Annotated in this window: 16 protein-coding genes; 9 read left to right on the forward strand and 7 right to left on the reverse strand. The window is 66.3% G+C overall.

Annotation, left to right across the window (positions count from 1 at the left end; translation table 11 throughout):
* Window positions 1-41 precede the first annotated feature (41 nt).
* Window positions 42-623 carry a DUF3617 domain-containing protein gene (locus MTR65_RS15995; RefSeq protein ID WP_243801951.1) on the reverse strand — a complete coding sequence of 194 codons (582 nt, stop codon included), beginning with the start codon at window positions 621-623 and terminating at the stop codon, window positions 42-44.
* Between the two features lie 168 nt (window positions 624-791).
* On the opposite strand from MTR65_RS15995, the gene uvrB reads away from it, so the two are divergent.
* From uvrB to MTR65_RS16020, 5 genes are all read left to right on the forward strand, one after another.
* On the forward strand, window positions 792-2,981 hold the full coding sequence (uvrB, locus tag MTR65_RS16000; protein WP_226633024.1) for an excinuclease ABC subunit UvrB: 2,190 nt from the start codon (window positions 792-794) through the stop codon (window positions 2,979-2,981).
* A 126-nt stretch (window positions 2,982-3,107) separates the two neighbouring features.
* A complete protein-coding gene (locus MTR65_RS16005; protein WP_243801953.1) occupies window positions 3,108-3,857 on the forward strand; it encodes an SDR family NAD(P)-dependent oxidoreductase in 750 nt (249 codons plus the stop codon).
* 161 nt (window positions 3,858-4,018) lie between these two features.
* Window positions 4,019-5,206, forward strand: a complete 1,188-nt coding sequence (locus MTR65_RS16010) for a helix-turn-helix transcriptional regulator (RefSeq protein ID WP_243801956.1) — start codon at window positions 4,019-4,021, stop codon at window positions 5,204-5,206.
* A 130-nt stretch (window positions 5,207-5,336) separates the two neighbouring features.
* Window positions 5,337-6,842 (forward strand): acetyl-CoA hydrolase/transferase family protein, encoded by a 1,506-nt coding sequence (locus tag MTR65_RS16015; RefSeq protein WP_039388300.1) that lies wholly within the window; start codon window positions 5,337-5,339, stop codon window positions 6,840-6,842.
* 119 nt (window positions 6,843-6,961) lie between these two features.
* Window positions 6,962-8,488: a S10 family peptidase gene (locus tag MTR65_RS16020; RefSeq protein ID WP_243801958.1), complete on the forward strand. Its 1,527-nt coding sequence runs from the start codon at window positions 6,962-6,964 to the stop codon at window positions 8,486-8,488.
* Window positions 8,489-8,705: 217 nt separating this feature from the next.
* Here MTR65_RS16020 and MTR65_RS16025 read toward each other — a convergent pair whose 3' ends face one another.
* From MTR65_RS16025 to tsaD, 6 genes are all read right to left on the reverse strand, one after another.
* The gene (locus MTR65_RS16025; protein WP_243802070.1) at window positions 8,706-9,434 is read right to left on the reverse strand and encodes a hypothetical protein; all 729 of its coding nucleotides are present in this window, start codon (window positions 9,432-9,434) and stop codon (window positions 8,706-8,708) included.
* A gap of 230 nt (window positions 9,435-9,664) precedes the next feature.
* Window positions 9,665-10,396 (reverse strand): OmpA family protein, encoded by a 732-nt coding sequence (locus MTR65_RS16030; RefSeq protein WP_243801960.1) that lies wholly within the window; start codon window positions 10,394-10,396, stop codon window positions 9,665-9,667.
* A gap of 48 nt (window positions 10,397-10,444) precedes the next feature.
* Window positions 10,445-12,112, reverse strand: a complete 1,668-nt coding sequence (locus tag MTR65_RS16035; protein WP_243801962.1) for a vWA domain-containing protein — start codon at window positions 12,110-12,112, stop codon at window positions 10,445-10,447.
* A gap of 104 nt (window positions 12,113-12,216) precedes the next feature.
* Entirely contained in the window at window positions 12,217-13,737 is a 1,521-nt protein-coding gene (locus MTR65_RS16040) for a lipopolysaccharide biosynthesis protein (RefSeq protein WP_243801965.1), read from the reverse strand.
* Window positions 13,734-14,753, reverse strand: coding sequence for an NAD(P)H-dependent glycerol-3-phosphate dehydrogenase (locus MTR65_RS16045; protein ID WP_243801967.1), 1,020 nt, complete (start codon window positions 14,751-14,753; stop codon window positions 13,734-13,736). Before MTR65_RS16045 ends, MTR65_RS16040 begins: the two co-directional genes overlap by 4 nt.
* Entirely contained in the window at window positions 14,750-15,790 is a 1,041-nt protein-coding gene (gene tsaD, locus MTR65_RS16050) for a tRNA (adenosine(37)-N6)-threonylcarbamoyltransferase complex transferase subunit TsaD (RefSeq protein ID WP_243801970.1), read from the reverse strand. The genes MTR65_RS16045 and tsaD overlap by 4 nt, the downstream gene beginning before the upstream one ends.
* A 74-nt stretch (window positions 15,791-15,864) precedes the next feature.
* On the opposite strand from tsaD, the gene hemC reads away from it, so the two are divergent.
* From hemC to MTR65_RS16070, 4 genes are read left to right on the forward strand one after another with little or no spacing between them, the layout of a single operon-like run.
* A complete protein-coding gene (gene hemC, locus MTR65_RS16055) occupies window positions 15,865-16,812 on the forward strand; it encodes a hydroxymethylbilane synthase (protein WP_268739493.1) in 948 nt (315 codons plus the stop codon).
* On the forward strand, window positions 16,809-17,561 hold the full coding sequence (locus MTR65_RS16060) for a uroporphyrinogen-III synthase (RefSeq protein WP_243801972.1): 753 nt from the start codon (window positions 16,809-16,811) through the stop codon (window positions 17,559-17,561). The genes hemC and MTR65_RS16060 overlap by 4 nt, the downstream gene beginning before the upstream one ends.
* On the forward strand, window positions 17,561-18,547 hold the full coding sequence (locus tag MTR65_RS16065) for an MICOS complex subunit MIC60 (protein WP_243801974.1): 987 nt from the start codon (window positions 17,561-17,563) through the stop codon (window positions 18,545-18,547). The genes MTR65_RS16060 and MTR65_RS16065 overlap by 1 nt, the downstream gene beginning before the upstream one ends.
* Window positions 18,548-18,566: 19 nt before the next feature.
* On the forward strand, window positions 18,567-19,709 hold the full coding sequence (locus MTR65_RS16070) for a sensor histidine kinase (RefSeq protein WP_243801976.1): 1,143 nt from the start codon (window positions 18,567-18,569) through the stop codon (window positions 19,707-19,709).
* Window positions 19,710-19,794: the final 85 nt, after the last annotated feature.

Below are 19,794 nucleotides of genomic sequence, written 5' to 3' on the forward strand. Positions count from 1 at the left end.
CCGTTATCCTTTCCTGCCTTGGTCCATCGCACCGTGTCGGCTCATTCCTCGCAGTCCCCGGTACGCTTGGAGACCATGCGCATCTTCATGTTCATCTCGGACATCGGCGCCTGCCCGCCCGTCACGTTCATTTCCATCGTGACGTCCGAGGTGGTGGCACTTGCCGTTCCCTGCAACGTCATGACCGCCGTTCCCTGACTGGGATGTGCACAGGTCATCTGGGCATCGAGCGCACCGTCCGTCACGGCAAAACGGTCATAGGAACAGTTGGAGGTCTCCCCGACATTCTCGAACATGTCGCGAAAACCATCTTCCGCCTCGGCCCTGGTGAGGCAGAAGTTCTCGGTCCGATCCCTGGCCATCATGCCCTTCACCTGCCCGGCAATCTCGGCCGGCAGGCCCGGCGCCTCGAAGTTCTCGATCGTGATGGTGCGCGCATAGAGGCCGGGCTCGGGCTTCACGAGCTCCCTTGCGGCCTCCTTCATTTCAGCCAGCGAGGGCGGCTCACCGCGTCCGTCCCCATCTGCCGAACCCGCCTCACCATCACCGCCCGAACTGCAGGCCGCGAGCGCCAAGCTCGCCAGCGCCAAACCTGCGTAAAAACGAACTCTGCCTTGCGCCATCGTCCTGTCCTCCTTGCTCGAACCGCCCGCGTGCCGCGCCGATCCCGCGCCTTGCGGGACTGCGCGGCTAGCACCGCGGTGTACCTCGCACCAACCATTACAGTTCAATGACACACTCTTGTCAGCAAGAGATTGAACGCACGCCCCACCGTCTCCATATGTTCCGCCATGACCGAACTCATCATCCGTCGCGGACTGGACGAGCCGGATACCTCGGGCTCGTTCACCCCGCACAAGCCCCAGCGCCCCGAAAAATCCCTCCCCGGCAAGACCTTCCGGATCGTGTCCGAGTACGAACCGGCGGGCGACCAGCCCACCGCAATCGCCGAACTGGTGGAGGGCGCGCAGGCCGAGGACAAGACGCAGGTTCTTCTGGGCGTCACCGGCTCGGGCAAGACCTTCACCATGGCCAAGGTCATCGAGGAACTGCAGCGCCCCGCCCTGATTCTTGCGCCCAACAAGATTCTCGCTGCCCAGCTCTACGCCGAGATGAAGGACTTCTTCCCCGAAAACGCGGTCGAATACTTCGTCTCGTACTACGACTATTACCAGCCCGAGGCCTACGTGCCGCGCTCGGACACCTACATCGAGAAGGAAAGCTCGGTGAACGAGGCGATCGACCGCATGCGCCACTCGGCCACGCGTTCCCTGCTCGAGCGCGACGACGTCATCATCGTCGCCTCGGTCTCGTGCCTTTACGGTATCGGCTCGGTCGAGACCTATTCGGCGATGACCTTCGATGTCGTCTCGGGCACCGAGGTCGACCAGCGCGAACTGATCCGAAAGCTCGTCTCGCTCCAGTACAAGCGCAACGATGTCGCCTTTGCGCGTGGCTCGTTCCGGGTGCGCGGGGACAACCTGGAAATCTTCCCCTCGCACTATGAGGATACCGCCTGGCGCGTCTCGTTCTTCGGCGATGAGATCGAGGAAATCTGCGAGTTCGACCCGCTTACCGGCAAGAAGGGGCCGACCCTCGACAAGGTGCGCGTCTTCGCCAATTCGCACTACGTGACGCCTGGCCCGACGATGAAGCAGGCCAGCGAGGCGATCCGTTTCGAGCTGGAGGAGCGGCTGAAGGAACTCCACGCCGAGGGCAAGCTACTGGAGGCCCAGCGCCTCGAACAGCGCACCAACTTCGACCTGGAGATGATCGCGGCGACCGGCTCGTGCAACGGCATCGAGAACTACTCGCGCTTCCTCACTGGCCGCCTGCCCGGCGAGCCCCCGCCAACACTCTTCGAGTATCTGCCCGACAACGCGCTCCTCTTCGTCGACGAGAGCCACCAGACCGTGCCGCAGATCGGCGCGATGGCGCGCGGGGACCACCGCCGCAAGATCACGCTCGCCGAATACGGCTTCCGCCTGCCCTCGTGCATCGACAACCGCCCGCTGCGCTTCAACGAGTGGGACGCCATGCGCCCTCAGACCTTCGCGGTTTCGGCCACGCCGGGCGGCTGGGAAATGGAGCAGACCGGCGGCGTCTTTGCCGAACAGGTCATTCGCCCGACCGGCCTGATCGACCCGCCGGTAGAGATCCGCCCGACCGAGGACCAGGTTCAGGATTGCATCGCCGAGTGCAAGGCGGTGGCCGAGAAGGGCTTCCGCACGCTCGTCACCACGCTGACCAAGCGCATGGCCGAGGACCTGACCGAGTTCATGCACGAGGCGGGCGTGCGCGTTCGCTACATGCACTCCGATGTCGAGACACTGGAGCGCATCGAGCTGATCCGCGACCTGCGCATGGGAGTCTATGACGTGCTGGTGGGCATCAACCTCCTGCGCGAGGGCCTCGACATTCCCGAGTGCGGGCTCGTCACGATCCTGGATGCCGACAAGGAAGGCTTCCTGCGCTCGGAAACCTCGCTGATCCAGACCATCGGGCGCGCGGCGCGCAATTCCGAAGGCCGGGTCATCCTCTACGCCGACCGCATGACCGGCTCGATGGAGCGCGCCATCGCCGAGACCGACCGGCGCCGCGAGAAGCAGCAGGCCTATAACGAGGAACACGGCATCACCCCCCAGACGATCAAGCGGCGCATTGCCGACATCGTCGCGGACACGGCGAGCCGGGACGGGGTTACCGTCGATATCGAGACCGAGGATGGGGCCAACAACCTCGTCGGGCACAACCTGCGCGCCTATATCGAGGACCTCGAAAAGAAGATGCGCGCGGCCGCGGCCGACCTCGAATTCGAGGAAGCCGGGCGCCTGCGCGACGAGATCCGCAAGCTGGAAGCGAGCGAACTGGGCCTCCCCGAAGGCGAGCACAAGGCTCCGCTGGTCGGGCGCTCGAACGAGGGCAAGCCGGGCACGCGCAAGATGCGCTATGGCAAGCAGACCAAAAAGTGGGGCAAGTAGGCCTGCCTGATCTCCAAAATATATACGTGAAACAAGGATATGGCCTGATCGTTCAAAGGGTGTAGCGCAAGGCACGCGGCAACGCCGCCGCTGCGCGCGAACATGCCAAGACGAAGGAGACCCGACGTGGAACTGAAGGACCAGGCCATCATCGTGACCGGCGGGGCCAGCGGCATCGGCCGTGAAGCCTGCTTTGCCCTTGCCCGCATGGGCGCCGACATCGTGGTGGCCGACTTCAACGCCGAGGGGGCGGCCAAGGTCGCCGAGGAGGTGCAGGCGCTGGGCGTGGCCGCGCACAGCTTCCAGGTCGATGTCTCGGTCGCGCAGGAAGTCGAGGCGCTCGTCGATTTCACCGTCGAGAGGCTGGGCACCTTGAACGGCCTGTTCAACAACGCCGGGATCGGGCTGGTAAAGCCGTTCCTTGAAATGGACCCGGCCTCCTATCTCAAGGTCATCGAAGTCGACCAGCACAGCGTCTATTACGGTATGTACTACGGCGCGAAGAAGATGGTGGAGCTGGGCACCAAGGGCACCTTCGTGAACACCGCCTCGATCTACGGCTCGGTCGCCTCGCGCGGGAACTTCAACTACAACGCCGCCAAGGCCGCGGTCATCGCCATGACCCGCTCGGGCGCGCTGGAACTGGCCGAACACGGCATCCGTGTGGTTGGCATCGCACCGGGCTACATAGATACCCCGATCCTGGGTACGGATAAGGGCGTGAAAGACCAACTCGCCGCGCAGCACATGCACAAGGAGCTGATCGCGCCCGAGAAGGTCGCGAGCGTCGCGGCCTATCTCTTCACCGACGCAGCCCAGGCCATCAACGGCTCCACGGTGCCCGTCGACGACGGCTTTCTGGCCTTCAAGGAATAAGCCGACACCTGAAAAAATGCCCGAAGGCTCACCAGGAGCCTCCGGGCAGTGCAAGGATTGGCCGAAACCAGCCCTCGGGTCGCATGGATACAATGTCTGCAAATTGCAGACTTGGCATGCCACGATCATGGTATGGGGCCAGCCTCGAACCATAGTTTCCCTTGCGCACAATCCCTGATCCCGACACATTTGCCGGTGTGGGGCAGGAAAAGTGCATAGACAGCGAATCGCTGGCGCACTTGCGCAGCGCGATCGAGCAGGCCCCCTTCCATCCGGAGGGGTGGCGTCATGCGCTCTACAGCCTGGCCGAGGCGACCGGCTCGCCGCGCGCGCAGATCCTCGCTCTTGGTGAGCGGCACCTGGCCTTCAACTGGGTCAACAAGACGCCCGACGATTTCGAGACGGTCATCCAGGAGATCGACGCCTATAACCCCGATGCGAACTACCGCATCGCCGCGATGGGCAAACCCATGGAACTCACCTGGGAGGACCACTACGACGCGGTGCGGGCCAAGCACACCGATGAGCGCTATCTGGAAATGGCGCGGCGCTACGATTTCGAACTCGGCGCGCAGATGGTCCTTTCGCAAAAGCCCGGACTGTTCTTCGGCGTCGCGATCATGCGCAGCGAACGCGAAGGACGCACCACCGAACACGAACGGGGCATCCTGGCCCAGGTCGCCCCGACGATCCTCTCGGCCATTCGCACCCAGGAATCGATCGAACACGCCGGCGCGAAACTGCTCCACGGCTCGCTCGAGGCGATGGATACGGCCGCAATCCTGCTCGATGGCCTCGGCAAGACGACCTACGTCAGCCCCGCCGCGCAGCGCCTGCTGGGCCCCGAGACCCTGCAGATCTCGGGCGGCGCACTCCACGCCCAGCGCCCCGAATTCGACCGCCAGCTGGGCCGGCGGATCGGCCAGGCGCTGGCGGGCGAGGACCCGGGCCCGGCCGACTTGTGGATCCGCACGGGCAAGGGACTCATGCTGGTCGACGCCCGCGCCCTGCCCCATGGCGACTGGCACCTGGGCCTCAGCGCCCGCGTCATCGTCAGCCTGAGGCCCCTGCGCCCCTCCGGGATGGGCCACGACCACGCTGAAAACGCAAAAAAGGTTGCGCGCATGGGCAGGCAGCTGGGTCAGGCGATGGGGCTGACCGACACCGAAGGCGAAGTTGCCGCGCTTCTTGCCCAGGGGCTCTCACGCAAGGATATTGCTGCACTGCGGCATGTCAGTCCGCAAACGGTAAACAGCCAGATGCGCACAATTTTCCTCAAGTGCGAGGTCAATCGCGAAGGCGAACTTGTTGCAATTGCACGATCTATTCTCGACGCGATCGGCAGCTAACCCACTCTCCCTCCCGTCCCGAAAAGGGGCAGGACTCATGCATCTGACGCAAGTCACGAGTCCCGCTTTTCACTGTTCTTTCCTGTGTGTGAGAGCAAACGGACCCCAGACACGGTGAATTGGAGAGGCCATGCGCATTCGTAACAACGCCCTACGTTCCAAGATCATGTCGGCCGAAGACGCCGCCCGCCTCATTGCCAACGGCAACACGGTCGGGATGAGCGGCTTTACCGGCTCCGGTTACCCCAAGGCCGTCCCCCAGGCCCTCGCATCCCACATCGAGGCCGAGCACGCGGCCGGAAATCCCTTCAAGGTCCGCATGTGGACGGGTGCCTCCACCGGCCCCGAACTCGACGGCGCGCTCGCCAAGGTCGACGGCATCGACATGCGCCTCCCTTACAATTCGGACCCCATCGCCCGCGAGAAGATCAACTCGGGCCAGATGAACTACTTCGACATGCACCTCAGCCAGGTCGCCCCGATGGCCTGGCAGGGCTTCCTCGGTCCGCTCGACGCCGCGGTGATCGAGATTGTCGGCATCCGCGAAGATGGTTCGCTGATCCCCTCTTCCTCGGTCGGCAACAACAAGACCTGGCTCGACCGCGCCGAGAAGGTCATCCTCGAGGTCAACTCCTGGCAGAGCGAGGCGCTCGAAGGCGTTCACGACATCTACTACGGCACCGCGCTTCCCCCCGCGCGCATCCCCATCCCGCTGACCCGTCCCGACCAGCGCATCGGCGAGGACTGCCTGCGCGTCGATCCGGCCAAGGTCGTGGCCGTCGTCGAGACCGACTCGCCCGACCGCAACGCCCCCTTCACCCCGCCCGACGAGAACGCGAAGATGATCGCCGGGCACATCCTCGAGTTCCTCACCCACGAGGTGAAGGTCGGCCGCATCCCCAAGGAGCTGCTGCCGATCCAGTCGGGCGTGGGCAACATCGCCAACGCGGTGCTTTCGGGCCTGATGGACGCGCCCTTCGAGGGCATGACCGCTTACACCGAGGTCATCCAGGACGGCATGCTCGACCTCCTCGCCGAGGGCAAGCTGCGCATGGCGAGCGCCACCGCCTTCTCGCTCAGCCCCGATGCGGCCGAGCGCGTGAACCGCGAGATGGAGTTCTTCCGCGACAAGATGATCCTGCGCCCGCAGGAAATCAGCAACCACCCCGAACTGGTGCGTCGTCTGGGCTGCATCGCGATGAACGGCCTTATCGAAGCCGACATCTATGGCGCGGTGAACTCGACCCACGTCATGGGCTCACGCATCCAGAACGGCATCGGCGGTTCGGGCGACTTTGCCCGCAACGCGTTCATCTCGATCTTCGTGACGCCGTCCGTCGCCAAGAAGGGCGCGATCTCGGCCATCGTCCCGCAGGCCAGCCACGTCGACCACATCAACCAGGACGTGCAGGTGATCGTCACCGAGCAGGGCCTCGCCGATCTGCGCGGCCTCAGCCCCAAGGAGCGCGCCAAGGTCATTATCGCCAATTGCGCGCACCCGACCTACCGCCCGATGCTCGAAGACTACTTCGCGCGCGCGCAAAAGGAATCCTTCGGCCAGCAGTCGCCGATGATCCCGTCCGAAGCCCTTTCGTGGCACCAGCGCTTCATCGACACCGGTTCGATGCTGCCCTGACGCCGCGATAAGAGGCCCGCAGTCCCCCATCCCTCTGTGCGGGCCTTGTCGCTGCGAAGCGACACGGTAGAGTACCTCGCTTGCCATCCCCATCCCGGCAAGCGAGGTACCTACTCACCATGCGACGTGCACAACTGGCCCTCGGGCTGCTCCTGGCGACCAGCGCCCTCCTTCCCGCCACGCAGGCGCTCCACGCCGCCGACGAGAAGGCCTCCGGCAGTTCGGCAAGCAAGGCCGAAACCGCAAGCGAGGACTCGCTCCCGCCCCTCCCCGAAGACGCCTCGGTGCGCCAGAGCGCCGTCATCGGCGGCAAGAGTGTGTCCTACACCGCCACGGTCGGCACGATCCCCGTCCACGACGCCAAGGGCAAGCTGATCGGCGAGGTCGTCTATACGGCGTACACCCTGCCCGGAAAGCAGGCCGAGAACCGGCCCGTGACCTTCGCCTTCAACGGAGGGCCCGGCGCGGCGTCGGTCTATCTGAACCTCGGCGCCATCGGCCCCAAGCGCGTCGCCTTTGGCGCCCAGGGCGATTCCCCCAGCGATCCGGCCGTGCTCCAGGACAACCCCAATTCCTGGCTCGACTTCACCGACCTTGTCTTCATCGATCCCGTCGGCACCGGCTTCTCGCGCTCGCGCGCCGACGAGAAGACCACCAACGCCGAGTTCTACGCCGCCGACGCCGACATCCACTACCTCAGCCGCGTCATCTACGACTGGCTCGTCAAGGAAGAGCGTCTGGCCAGTCCCAAGTACCTGACCGGCGAGAGCTACGGCGGCTACCGCGTGCCGCGCCTGGCCTACTACCTGCAGACCCAGATCGGGATCGGCGTCAATGGCATGGTGCTCGTCTCGCCCTACCTCGATCCGGCGGCCATCGGCGATGACACCGCGCTCTCGCCGCTCCCCTGGATGCTGAACTACCCGGCCATGGCGGCAGGCCACTTCGAGCGGCAGGGCCAGCACCTCGACGAGAGCAACATGGGCCCGGTCGAGGAGTACCTGCGCACCCAGTTCCTGGCCGACTTCATCGCCGGGCCGCGTGACAAGGCGGCGACCGCGCGCCTTTCCGCCCGCGTCGCCGAGTTCACCGGCCTCGATCCTGAACTGGTGCAGCGCATGGACGGGCGCATCGACATCGGCACGTACCTGCGCGAGATCCGCCGCACGCAGGGCCTTGTCGGCTCGGTCTACGACAGCAACTTCACCGCCTACGACCCCTTCCCGGCCAGTTCGCGCGCGCAGTACAACGATCCCCTGCTGACCACCCTCATCGCGCCCACCACGTCGGCCATGGTCGATTTCGTGACCCGCCAGGTCGGCTGGAAGGTCAACGCGCGCTACAACGCGCTGTCCTACGAGGTGAACCGCGCCTGGGACCGCGACAACACCGACAGCCCGGTCCAGGACCTGCGCAAGGCGATTGCCATCGACCCCAAGATGAGCGTCGACATCGTGCATGGCTGGGACGATCTCTCGTGCCCCTATTTCGCCTCGCAGCTGATCATCGACCAGATGCCCGACTTCGGCCAGGCCAGCCGCGTGAACCTGCACAAGTATCCGGGCGGACACATGTTTTATTCCCGGCTCGACAGCGGTGCAGCCATGCGACGTGACATTCTTGAAAGTTACGCCAAACGCAATTAGTAAGTAAACATAATGTTAAATTAAAGAAATCACCTTTCCAAATCTGGACAGTTACTATAAACAAATCATCGAGTGAGCCCGAAAAGCCCTCGCGGTCGCCCAGATTAGACATCTGCAAAATACATAAAGAGAAACATGAAAATTCGTTCATGTTTTCCACGGAACTAAAAAAGGGGGCCAAAAGCCCCCTTTTCTTCATTCTCCGGTCGGATGAAACTCAGAGTTTACCGAATTCGGCCTCGTAGGACGCCGTATTGCCCTCGGCCAGGAAGCGGGCCTGCTCGACCCATTTATCGCGGCGCGGACGCCCGGCAAAGGCGCCGAGCTTGCCATCGAGTTCGTCGAGATCCGCCTCGCTCCAGGCCGCGATCTGCGCGTAGGTGGTCACGCCCAGCGACACGAGGAGCTTCTGCATCTTGGGGCCCAGCCCCTTGATCTTGCGCAGGTCATCGCTCTGCGCCTCCGTAGCGGGTGCAGGAGCAGGTTCTTCCGGCGCGGGTGCAGACTCTTCCGGCGCAGGGGCAGCTGCGGGCGCATCCTCAGCCTTGGGTGCCTCGGCTTCAGGGGTCGGTTCCTGTGCCTTGGCGGCCTCCTCATCGGCCTTGTGGCTGCGCGCCTCGTCCGCCTCTTCCTGCGCCGCGACGGCAATCACTTCGCCGATTCCAGCCATGGTTCCGGCTGCGGCGGGCGGATCGATATGCGCGGGCTGCTTCTCGCGCGTGTCGGCCTCGTCAACGCCGGGCACGGGCAGGTCGTATTGCGAGGCGGGGCTCGCGGAATCTATGAGCGCCTGGTTGCGCTGGGCGGGCGCTGCGCCTTCGTCCAGCACGTCCGGGCGGTGCGTGCGCTCACCCGGCTTCTTCGATCCATGCGCGAAGATCCAGAAGGCGACCACGATCCCGATCACCAGGGCGGCAACGAAGATCAGCCAGTTGGCCTCGATCATTTGCAGCACGATATTATCCTTTTCGTTTCCATATGAGCCAGCCGATGCCCAGGCCCAGACCATACGTGAGCAGCACCGATACGGCCAGTTCCAGCCACAAGGGCATCAGCAGTCCTTTCCAAGCGTCGATTTCCGTGAAGTCCCGGAGTTGGGGCCGCGCATAGCAGCCCGCCCGCCCGATCCCAATGCCCTTGCCAGCAGGCCACGAGTTCGGGCCGGGCTTGCACGCATCAGCCCGGTCCGGGCGTGTCGATGGGGGTCGGCTTGACCGGCGCGGACACGATCACCGAAAACTCGATCCGGCGGTTGGCCGGGTCGCTCGGGCTGAGCCCGGAGATGGGCTGGCTTGCGCCCACGCCTGCCGCGCGCAAACCATCGGCCGGGATCCCGCGCCCGATCAGCGCCCAGCGCACCGCTTCGGCGCGCGCGAGCGAGAAGGCCTTGTCGACCTCGGCATTGCCCCCCTCATCGGTGTGGCCGGTGACCGCGATGATGCTGCCGACACAGGGGCGCAGCGCGCGCGCGACCTCATCGAGCAGCCGTCCACTGGCCGGATCGAGGCGCGCCGAGGACTGCGTGAAGCGGATCGTGCGGGTCTGGAGGATGCGCTCGACATCGCTCTGGCAATGGACCGCTTCGGGATTGTCCGCGCGGGTACTGGTGCGCGACCAACTGATCCCGCCGATACCCGGCACCGCCGCGATCCCGGCGGCGACCTGCTGGCGAAGGACCTGGGGCAATTCATCCCCGCCCGACAGGATCGGGTGACGCGTCAGCCAGCCGTAGCGGTCCTTGAAGGCCAGCTCGACCCCGTCGCCTCCCTCCACGCCGCTGCGCGCGGCCTGCGCCTCGCGTTCGAGCCCGGCGACAAAGCCGGGGCCGTTCAGAACCATGCCGGCGGCGGAAAGGAGCAGGCACAGGGCAGCACCTGCCCCGGCAATCAAGGCGTTACGCGGATTCATGGGCCAAGCCTAGAGCGATCGCGCGCGCCTGTCAGCCTCCAAGACCGCTCAATCGCCCTTCAATGCCCCGGCAAGCCCGACCAGCTTCACAAATTCCTGCCGCCAGTAGTCATCGGGCTGCCCGGCGAGGCGCGCCACGTCCCCCTCATCGAACCCATTGAGGAGCGTATCCCCGCGCAGATCCTGCCCGAAGGCCGCAACCGCCGCGGCAAAGGCGAAGTCGCCGCGCGGCGCCTTGGCGCTGGCCACGAGGCTTGCCGGGACCGGCCGCTCGATCAGCCTCGAGGTCGTGCCGTCCGGCAGCTTGTAGCGCAGCTTGACGAAGGCCAGTTCCTGCGCCCGGGCCTGCGCGGCCGTGTTCGGCGTGTCCTCGTAGCGCCGTTCGGGCAGCCAGCCCTTGGCACCTGTCGGCACGATCTCGTAGAGCGCCGTCACCTGGTGCCCCGCCCCGATATCACCTGCATCGACCGCATCGTTTTCGAAGTCCTCCTCGCGCAATGCCCGGTTCTCGTAGCCCAGCAGCCGGTACTCGCTGACGAGTGCCGGGTTGAACTCGACCTGGATCTTCACGTCCTTGGCGATGGTGAAGAGCGTGGAAGCCATCTGGTCGCCCAGCACTTTCTTCGCCTCGAGCGCGCTGTCGATGTAGGCGTAGTTGCCGTTCCCATGGTCAGCCACCTGCTCCATCAGCGCCTCGTTGTAGTTGCCCTGCCCAAAGCCGAGCGTCGTCAGCGTGATCCCGGCGTCGCGCTCCTTCTCGATCATCGCGATCATGTCCTCGCGGTCGGTGATGCCCACGTTGAAGTCGCCATCGGTGCCGATGAGAATGCGGTTCACGCCCCCTTCGATAAAGCTGTCCCGCGCGATGTTGTAGGCCAGCTTAAGGCCCGCAGCCCCCGCAGTCGAACCGCCCGCGCTCAGCGTATCGAGCGCGGCGCGGATCTTGCGCGTGTCGTTGGTGGGCGGCAGGACCAGCCCGGCAGCGCCTGCATAGACCACGATCGAAACACGGTCCTCTTCACCCAGTTGCCCGGCCAGACCCGAGAGCGCGGTCTTGAGGAGCGGGAGCTTGTCCGGCGCGCTCATCGAACCCGAAACGTCGAGCAGGAACACCAGGTTGGCCGGAGGTCGGCTTTCGCGTGCGATGTCATAGCCGCGAAGGCCGATACGCAGCAGGCGTGTTTCGGGGTTCCAGGGGGTTTGCGCCATGTCCGTGGTGACCGAGAACGGAGCCTCACGGCTGTCGGGCGCCGGGTAGTCGTAACGGAAGTAGTTGATGAACTCTTCGGTGCGCACCGCCCGCGCCGGGGGCAACTGGCCCTGCGTCAGGAAGCGGCGGGTGTTGGTGTAGGCGCCGGTATCGACATCGACGGAGAAGGTGGAAACAGGCGCCTGCGCCACGCGCTTCACCGCCGAGACCTCTTCGCCTTCGTATTGCTCACGCCCGGGCTGCGTGGGGACCTGCACGGGCGGTACGAAGCGGCTTTCCTGCATCGAATCCGCAAGCCTTGCCCCGGTGACGGTGACGGCCGAAGGCGCTGCGACGATACCGGGTGGTGGAGGCGCCGGAGGTGGAGGAGGTGGTGGTGGCGCGATTGCCAACGGTGGAGGGGGCGGCGCGTCCGCCACTTCGCCGCACGCGGCCAGAAGGCTGAGGCCCGAAAGCACCAGCCCCAGCCTCGCCACACGGCCCGTCAGATCCTTGCGAACCACCATAAACCAATCCCCTCGTCCCGTTGCAGGAACGCGAGAACGCCACCGCGCCCGTTAATCGCGACTGAACGAGCCCTGCACGCGACGATACGAAAGGGAAGCGGCGATCAGTCCGACTTGGTCTTCTGGAACAGCTTGCGGTCTTCCGGCCCGAAGGCCTTCTTCCATATGACAAAAAGGTAGGAACCCAAGATCGCGGGGATGCCTATCGCCAGTTCCACCCACTCGGGCAGATACTGCGTGAAGACAAAGCCGATCGCCACCGCGGGGGCTGCCGCCCAGAGCAGCGGCCAGCGCCAGTTGTTGATCGGATGGCCCAGGAACTTCGCGAGCATCTTCGCCTTCACCACCGAGGCCAGCCCCAGCGCGATGAAGAGCGCGCCCGCCGCCGCTGCGGCCTGGAACAGCGAATTGTACCCCAGGTGCTGCATGAGCAGGATCCCGGCGAACGTCAGGACCGCCTGGAAACCGATGGTCGCCAGCGACACGCCCAGGTTGCGCACACGGTGCACGTAGATCAGCGCCGCCTCGCTGACGACGGCGGTCGAGGCAACGACTTCGGCAGCAAGAAGCAGCGCCAGCGCGCCCGTCCCGCCTACGAATTCGCGCCCGATCAGGCCCATGACACCCTCGCCAGTGATGCCCAGCGACAGTGCGATGGCCGCCTGCGCGGCCATGATCCAGAAGCCCACCTGGCTGACCTGGCGCGCAATCGCACCGTAGTCCTTGCGCTTGAGCGCGCGGGTGATGACCGGCCCCAGCACCGGCTCGAAGCTGGTCTTGAGCTTTTGCGGCAAGCTCGCGACCTGCTGCGCGGCGTAGTAGACGCCAACCGCCGAGGGCGGCGCAAGGAAGCCCAGCAGCAGCACGTCGACACGGCGCGTGCCCCACTCGATCGTATCGGCCAGCGCAATCGGCATCGAGCGCACGGCGAGGCGACGCATGACGCCCACACGCGGGCGCCAGCCACGCGGCCGCCCATAAGCGCGAATGAAGGGCACGAAGGCGGTGATCGCGGCGGCAAAGATCGACGCAATATAGGCGAGCGAGAGCCCGCTTTCAGGCGCGACGAAGATCATCAGGCCTGCCATGATCGAGATCGTCCAGGGCTCGACGATGGCACGCGACCAGACCGTCGGGCTGATCTGCAGGCGATAGGCAAGCGCGGCCAGCCAGATCTCGGTCAGTGCCAGCGGCGGGATCGCGATCACCATGAGGCGGTCGATCTGGGTATAGGTGCCGCCCGGGAACATCGGGGCGGGCACGAACCAGAAGAACAGCGCCGCCGCACACGAGGCCAGAAGCGAGACCGCCACACCATCGAACACGGTGTTGGCGGGCAGTTCCTTGCCTTCCGCCTCACTCATGCGCTGGGCAAGACCGCGCTTCTCGCCCATCGTGCAGACCATCGCGGTCAGCTCGATGATGACGAGCGCGGAAGCAAAGCGACCAAGCGCAGCGGGCCCATAGGCCGCCGCCCGCCCGGCGATGAACAGGAAGGGGATGCGCGCGGCGAGGCGCAGGAAAAAGCCCAGGAAATTTGTGCGCCCGCCCTTGGCCAGAGCGGCGATATCATCGCCGTCCTGCTTGTCCCGGCCAGCCTCGTCGCGCGAAACGGTGTCGTTCAACCCAGGCGCTCCTGCTCCGAGCGCAAGGGGCGCGAAAGGATATCGGCGACAACTTCGCCCGCAGGCGCGGCGCCTTCGAGAAGACGGCGGACCGCGGCGACGATGGGCATGTCTAGCCCCTCGCGCCGCGCAAGATCATCGAGGATCGGCGCCGTGGCCGCCCCTTCGGCGACCGAACTCTTGCCCGCAAGCGCCTCGGCGGCGCTCTTCCCCTGCCCGAGCGCCAGGCCCAGTGAGAAGTTGCGGCTCGAGGTCGAGGAACAGGTCAGCACCAGGTCGCCCAGACCGCACAGGCCCGCCAGCGTCTCCGCGCGGCCCCCGCGCGCAAGGCCAAAGCGCTGCATCTCGGCATAGCCGCGCGCGATCAGTGCCGCACGCGCATTCTGGCCAAGGCCCAACCCCTCGGCCACGCCGCAGGCAATCGCCAGCACGTTCTTGATCGCGCCGCCGATCTCGGCCCCGATCACATCGTCGGAATAGTAAGGCCGGAAGGCCGGGCTCGCGATCAGGGGCGCAAGCCGCTGCCACTGCGCCTCCCCGCCCGAACAGGCGAGCGTGATGGCCGTGGGCAGACCCGCGGCGACTTCATGCGCGAAGGTGGGCCCCGAAAGCACGGCAAGACGGCTGCCCGGCGCGGCCTCGGCCGCGACCTCGGCCATCAGCCGCCCGCTGGACGCCTCGATCCCCTTGGCGCAAAGCACCAGATCGCGCTCTGCGGCAGGCAGCTGCCCGATCACCGAAGCGAGGAACTGCGCAGGGACTACCGCCAGCAGCACCGGAAGCTGCGCCATCTCGGCAAGGTCCGAGGTTGCCCGGATCGCCGGATCAAGCTCGGCGCCCGGCAGATAGGTGTCGTTGACGCGGGTTTCATTAATGCGCGCGGCAAGATCCGCCTCGCGCGCCCAGAGCTTCACCTCCTGGTTGCCCGCGCGGGCCAGCGCCTGAGCAAGCGCCGTGCCCCAGGCGCCTGCGCCGATGACCCCGACCGCCAGACCGCTTGCTTTCGTCGTCGTCATGCCTTCACTCCGGCTCCGCGCACCGCCTCGGCATCGGGATCGAGCGGCCAGCGCGGCCGCGCGGAGACGTCGAGCGGATCGCTCTGCCCCAGCGCATGGCGTTCCACACCCGCCCAGGCGATCATCGCCGCATTGTCCGTACACAGCTTGAGTGGCGGGGCGATGAACGGCAGCTTGAAATCGGCGGCCAGTCTTTCCAGCGCCGTGCGGATCGCGGTGTTCGCCGCAACCCCGCCCGCGACGACGAGGGCCGTCGGCTCAACATCCGCGATGCCCTTGAGCGCGCGGCGCGTGCGGTCGATGATGCACTCGATCGCGGCCTGCTGGAACGAGGCGGCGATATCGGCATCGCTGTACTCGCCCGACTGGTGCGCGCGCAGGACCGCGCTCTTGAGACCGGCGAAGGAGAAATGCGGCTCCTTGCTGCCCTTCAAGGGGCGCGGCAGCGGCACGGCCTTGGGATCGCCACTCGCAGCCAGGCGCTCCAGCGCCGGACCGCCGGGATAGCCCAGCCCCAGCACCTTGGCCGACTTGTCGAAGGCCTCGCCCAGCGCATCGTCGATGGTCGTTGCAAGGCGGCGGAATTTGCCCACGCCCTCAACCAGCAGGATCTGGCAGTGCCCGCCCGAAACGAGCAGCAGGAGATAGGGATAGGCCAGACTCGCATCGGCCAGCCGGGGCGAAAGAGCATGGCCTTCCAGGTGGTTGATCGCGATCAGCGGCTTGCCTGTCGCCATCGCCAACGCCTTGGCCGAGACCAGCCCGACCATGACCCCGCCGATCAGGCCCGGACCTGCCGTTGCGGCAATCGCGTCGACCTCGTCCAGGCGCATTCCGGCATCGGCCAGCGTACCCTCGATCAACGGCGCAAGGCGCTCAACGTGCGCGCGCGCGGCGATCTCGGGCACGACGCCGCCAAAGGGCTTGTGCTCCTCGTCCTGCGACGCGATGCGCTGCGCCAGGATCGTGCGGTCCGCCGTCACCAGCGCTGCGGCGGTCTCGTCGCACGAGCTTTCTATTCCGAGGACAATCGTCATCCTCACGCTACCTCGCTCACTTTGGCCGAACGACCTTTTCCTTGAAGCGCCCAGGCGCTAGCACGGTTTCCACGATGACTACCCAGACCACCGCGCCCAATCCGCGCTTCCGCCTCGGCACCCGCCGCTCGCCTCTTGCCATGGCTCAGGCCGAAGAGGCCCGCGACCGCCTGGCTGAGGCGCATGGAATCAATCCTGCGCATATAGAGATCGTGGCCGTGACTGCCAGCGGAGATCGCATCCAGGACCGCGCTCTGGCCGAAATCGGGGGAAAAGCGCTCTGGACCAAAGAGCTCGACGCCTGGCTGGCCGAAGGGAAAATCGACTTTTCGGTGCATTCGGCCAAGGATGTGGAAACGCTGCGCCCCGAAATCTTCGCCATCGGCGCGGTGCTCCCCCGCGAGGACGTGCGTGACGTGCTCGTGGGCGCGGCCAGCATCGCCGCGTTGCCTTCGGGCGCCGTTGTTGGGACGAGCGCGCCGCGCCGGGCTGCACAGCTTCTCCACGCCCGGCCGGACTGCAAGGTGGTGACCTTCCGCGGCAACGTCGCCACGCGCCTGGCCAAGCTCGCCGCGGGCGAGGCCGACGCAACCTTCCTCGCCGCCGCCGGTCTCAAGCGCCTGGGCGAAACCGGCACGGGCCACCCCCTCGATGAAGAGGACTGGTTCCCGGCCCCCGCGCAGGCCGCGATCCTGATCGAGTGCCGCGCCGACGATGCGCGCACCGCCGCCTTCCTCTCGGCCATCGACGATGCGCCCAGCCGCGCCGCGGTTCTGGCCGAACGCGCCCTGCTCGAAGGGCTTGGCGGCAATTGCCACAGCCCGATTGCCGTTCTCACCCGCCATGAAGGCGAACAGCTCCACATGCGCGCGGCGATCTATGCCCCGGACGGCGGCGAGCGGATCGAAGGTGAGGCCCGCTTCGCCTCGGGCAACCTGAAGGGCCCCGCCGACCTTGCCGCTGACCTCCTGTCGCGCGCAAGTCCGGCCGTTACCGTGCATTTCGCCGGCCCGCCAGCGTGAGCGCCCCAGGCGCCTCCCTGCCCCTCCCCGTCCTCATCCTGCGGCCAGAGCCCGGCGCGCAGGCAAGCCTGGAAGCCGCGCGCAAGCTGGGCCTCGCCGCCGAAGCCTACCCGCTCTTCGAAGTCCGCCCGCAAGCCTGGGAGGCCCCGCCCGCCGACGATATCGACGCGCTCGTCCTAGGAAGCGCGAACGCGCTGCGCCATGGTGGCGGCGCGCTCGACCTCTATCGCGGAAAACCCGCCTACGCGGTCGGCCAGAAGACCGCCGAGGCCGCGCGCGCAGCCGGGCTCGACGTGGTCGGTACCGGCCGGGGAGGCCTGCAGTCCGTCCTCGACGCACTGGCGCCCGAACACCGCCGCCTGCTGCGTCTTGCCGGGCGCGAACGGGTGGCGCTTCACTTGCCCGGGGGCGTCACCATGACCACCCGCGAGGTCTACGCCAGCGAGGCGCTGCCTGCCCCTGAGGCCCTGCGGCAACGCCTGCGCGATATGACGCAAAGCGCTGTCCTGGTTCTTCTCCACTCGGGCGAAGCGGCGGCCCGCTTCGAGGATCTATGCCGGGAATGGGGCCTAGCGACAGACGCCATTCATCTCGTGGCCATCGGCCCGCGTGTATCCGCGCGACTCCATAGCCCGTGGGGGAGTGTACGCTGCGCCCCCGAACCCAGCGACGCCGCCTTGCTGGCCTTGGCCGCACAGATGTGCCAAGAGGCTTTCTCGGGATCGATACAAGTAGACAACCAGACCTGATGCCAGACCTGATGCAGGACTTCGAGACACAACCCCTCGCGCGCGAAACCGTGCCGGGACCACGCCCCCGTTCGCGCGGCGGCATGGTCTTCGTCGCCTTCGTCGCCTTCCTGCTGGGCGCCGCCTTCGTCGCCTGGGCGTCCTCGCGCGGATGGCTCGAACAGGTCCTCCCCACGGCCGAAGTGTCCGAGGCACCGGCTGCGGAAACGGCCGTTGTCGGTGAGGCCGTCGATATCCCCGATCCCCTGCCCCTGCCGAGCCCCGGCGCTGGGCGCCCTTCGCCCGAGCAGCTTGCCGCGCTCGGCACGATGGAAGGGCGTCTCGCGATGATCGAAAACCGCCTCTCGCGCATCGATTTCGAGACCGACGCCGCCTCGGGCAACGCCGCACGCGCCGAAAGCCTGCTGATCGCCTTTGCCGCACGCCGCATGGTCGATCGCGGCGAGCCGCTGAGCTACGTCGCCGACCAGCTGCGCCTGCGCTTCATGGACGCCCAGCCCCGCGCGGTCGAAACGATCATCGCCTTTTCCAAGGAGCCGGTGACAATCGACGAGTTGAGCGCGCGGCTCGAGGCCCTCTCGCCTGAACTGAGCGTTTCGGGGCGCGACATCAGCTTCTGGGACCGCGTCCGGGGCGAGCTCTCCTCGCTGTTCACGGTGCGCCGCGATTCCGCCGCGCTGGTCTCGCCCCGCGCCCGGATCGAGCGCGCGCGCATCATGCTGACCGCGCGCCGCATTGACGGGGCTATCCGCGAAGTGGAACGCCTGCCCGGCGCAGAGGCTGCACACAACTGGATCGCCGATGCGCATCGCTACGAGAACGCCCAGAAGGCGCTGAGCCTGCTCGAGACGACCGCCATGCTCGAACCCCGGCGCCTCAAGGACGCCGAGGGCCGCTCCATCGACCAACCCAGCCCGCTTGCAACGCCCAGCCAGGGAAGCCCGACGCAAGCCGCTGAGGATGACGCCGGATCGGGCGAAGACTGAGCCCGAGAGAGCACCGGACATGACTGACACATCCGACCAGAGCCGGGCCGATCCGATGGAGGACGCCCGGCTTGAGGCGCTTGCGCGCTATTCCCTGACATCCGAACCGGAACAGGACTTCGACGACATCGTCGCGATGGCCGCGGAAATCTGCGACGTCCCCATCGCTCTGGTCAATATCATCGAAGCCGAGCGCCAGTTCTTCAAGGCGCGCATCGGAATGGACATTTCCGAAACCCCGCGCGATGTCTCGATCTGTCAGTTCGCAATCCGCGGGGATGCCCCCTTCATCATTCCCGATGCCCGCCGTGACCCGCGCTTCGCGGACAATCCCTTCGTGACCGCAGAGCCGGGCATCCGCTTTTACGCAGGCTTTCCCCTCGTGACCCGCGACGGGCATGCGCTGGGCACGCTATGCGTGATCGACCACGAGCCGCGCACTCTGGATGCCCAGCAGATCCGCATGCTGCGGATACTCGCGCGCCAGGCGATGTCGCAGATCGAACTGGGCGCCGCGCTGGAAAAGAGCCGCGCCGCCCATGCCGAAGCCGAGCGCCTGCGCGCAGGCCAGCACGAAATCGCCATGGAAATGACCCACAGGGTCAAGAACACCCTTGCCATCGTGCAGTCCATCGTGGCGCAGACACTGCGCCGCAGCCCCGATGTCGAGCAGGCGCGCAAGGCCATCGATGCACGCCTGCTCACACTGGCACGGGCACAGGATGTGCTGACCCGTTCGGCACTCGATGACATCGACATGCGCGCGCTCATCGCCGCGGCATTGGCACCGCATATGCAGGGCGAGAACGACCCGCGCTTCGTGCTGTCCGGCCCGCCGCTGCTCCTTGGCGCACGCCAGGCGCTGGGCCTCGCGCTTGGGCTCCACGAACTGGCTACGAACGCGACGAAATACGGTGCACTCTCCCAGTCGGGCGGCACCATCGCGCTCACCTGGAACGGCGCGGACGCAGCCTGCACGCTCGAATGGTCCGAACGGGGCGGCCCGCGGGTCGAGATGCCCACCGAGCGCGGCTTCGGCTCCACCCTGATCGAACGGATCGTTGCAGGCTATTTCGAAGGCAAAGCCCGGCTCACGTTCGCCCCTGAAGGTGTGCACTTCACGCTGTCGGGCCGGGCACGTCGGCCGGAATCCCGAAGCTGACCGACAATCGCGCGCAAAATGCCAAACTTGCGGGAAAAGACTCGAAGATCAGAAAGACGTATCCGAGGGCCATCGCCCTCGGGCT

Origin of the sequence: Novosphingobium mangrovi, assembly GCF_022818885.1 — a bacterium.
GTDB lineage: Bacteria > Pseudomonadota > Alphaproteobacteria > Sphingomonadales > Sphingomonadaceae > Novosphingobium > Novosphingobium mangrovi.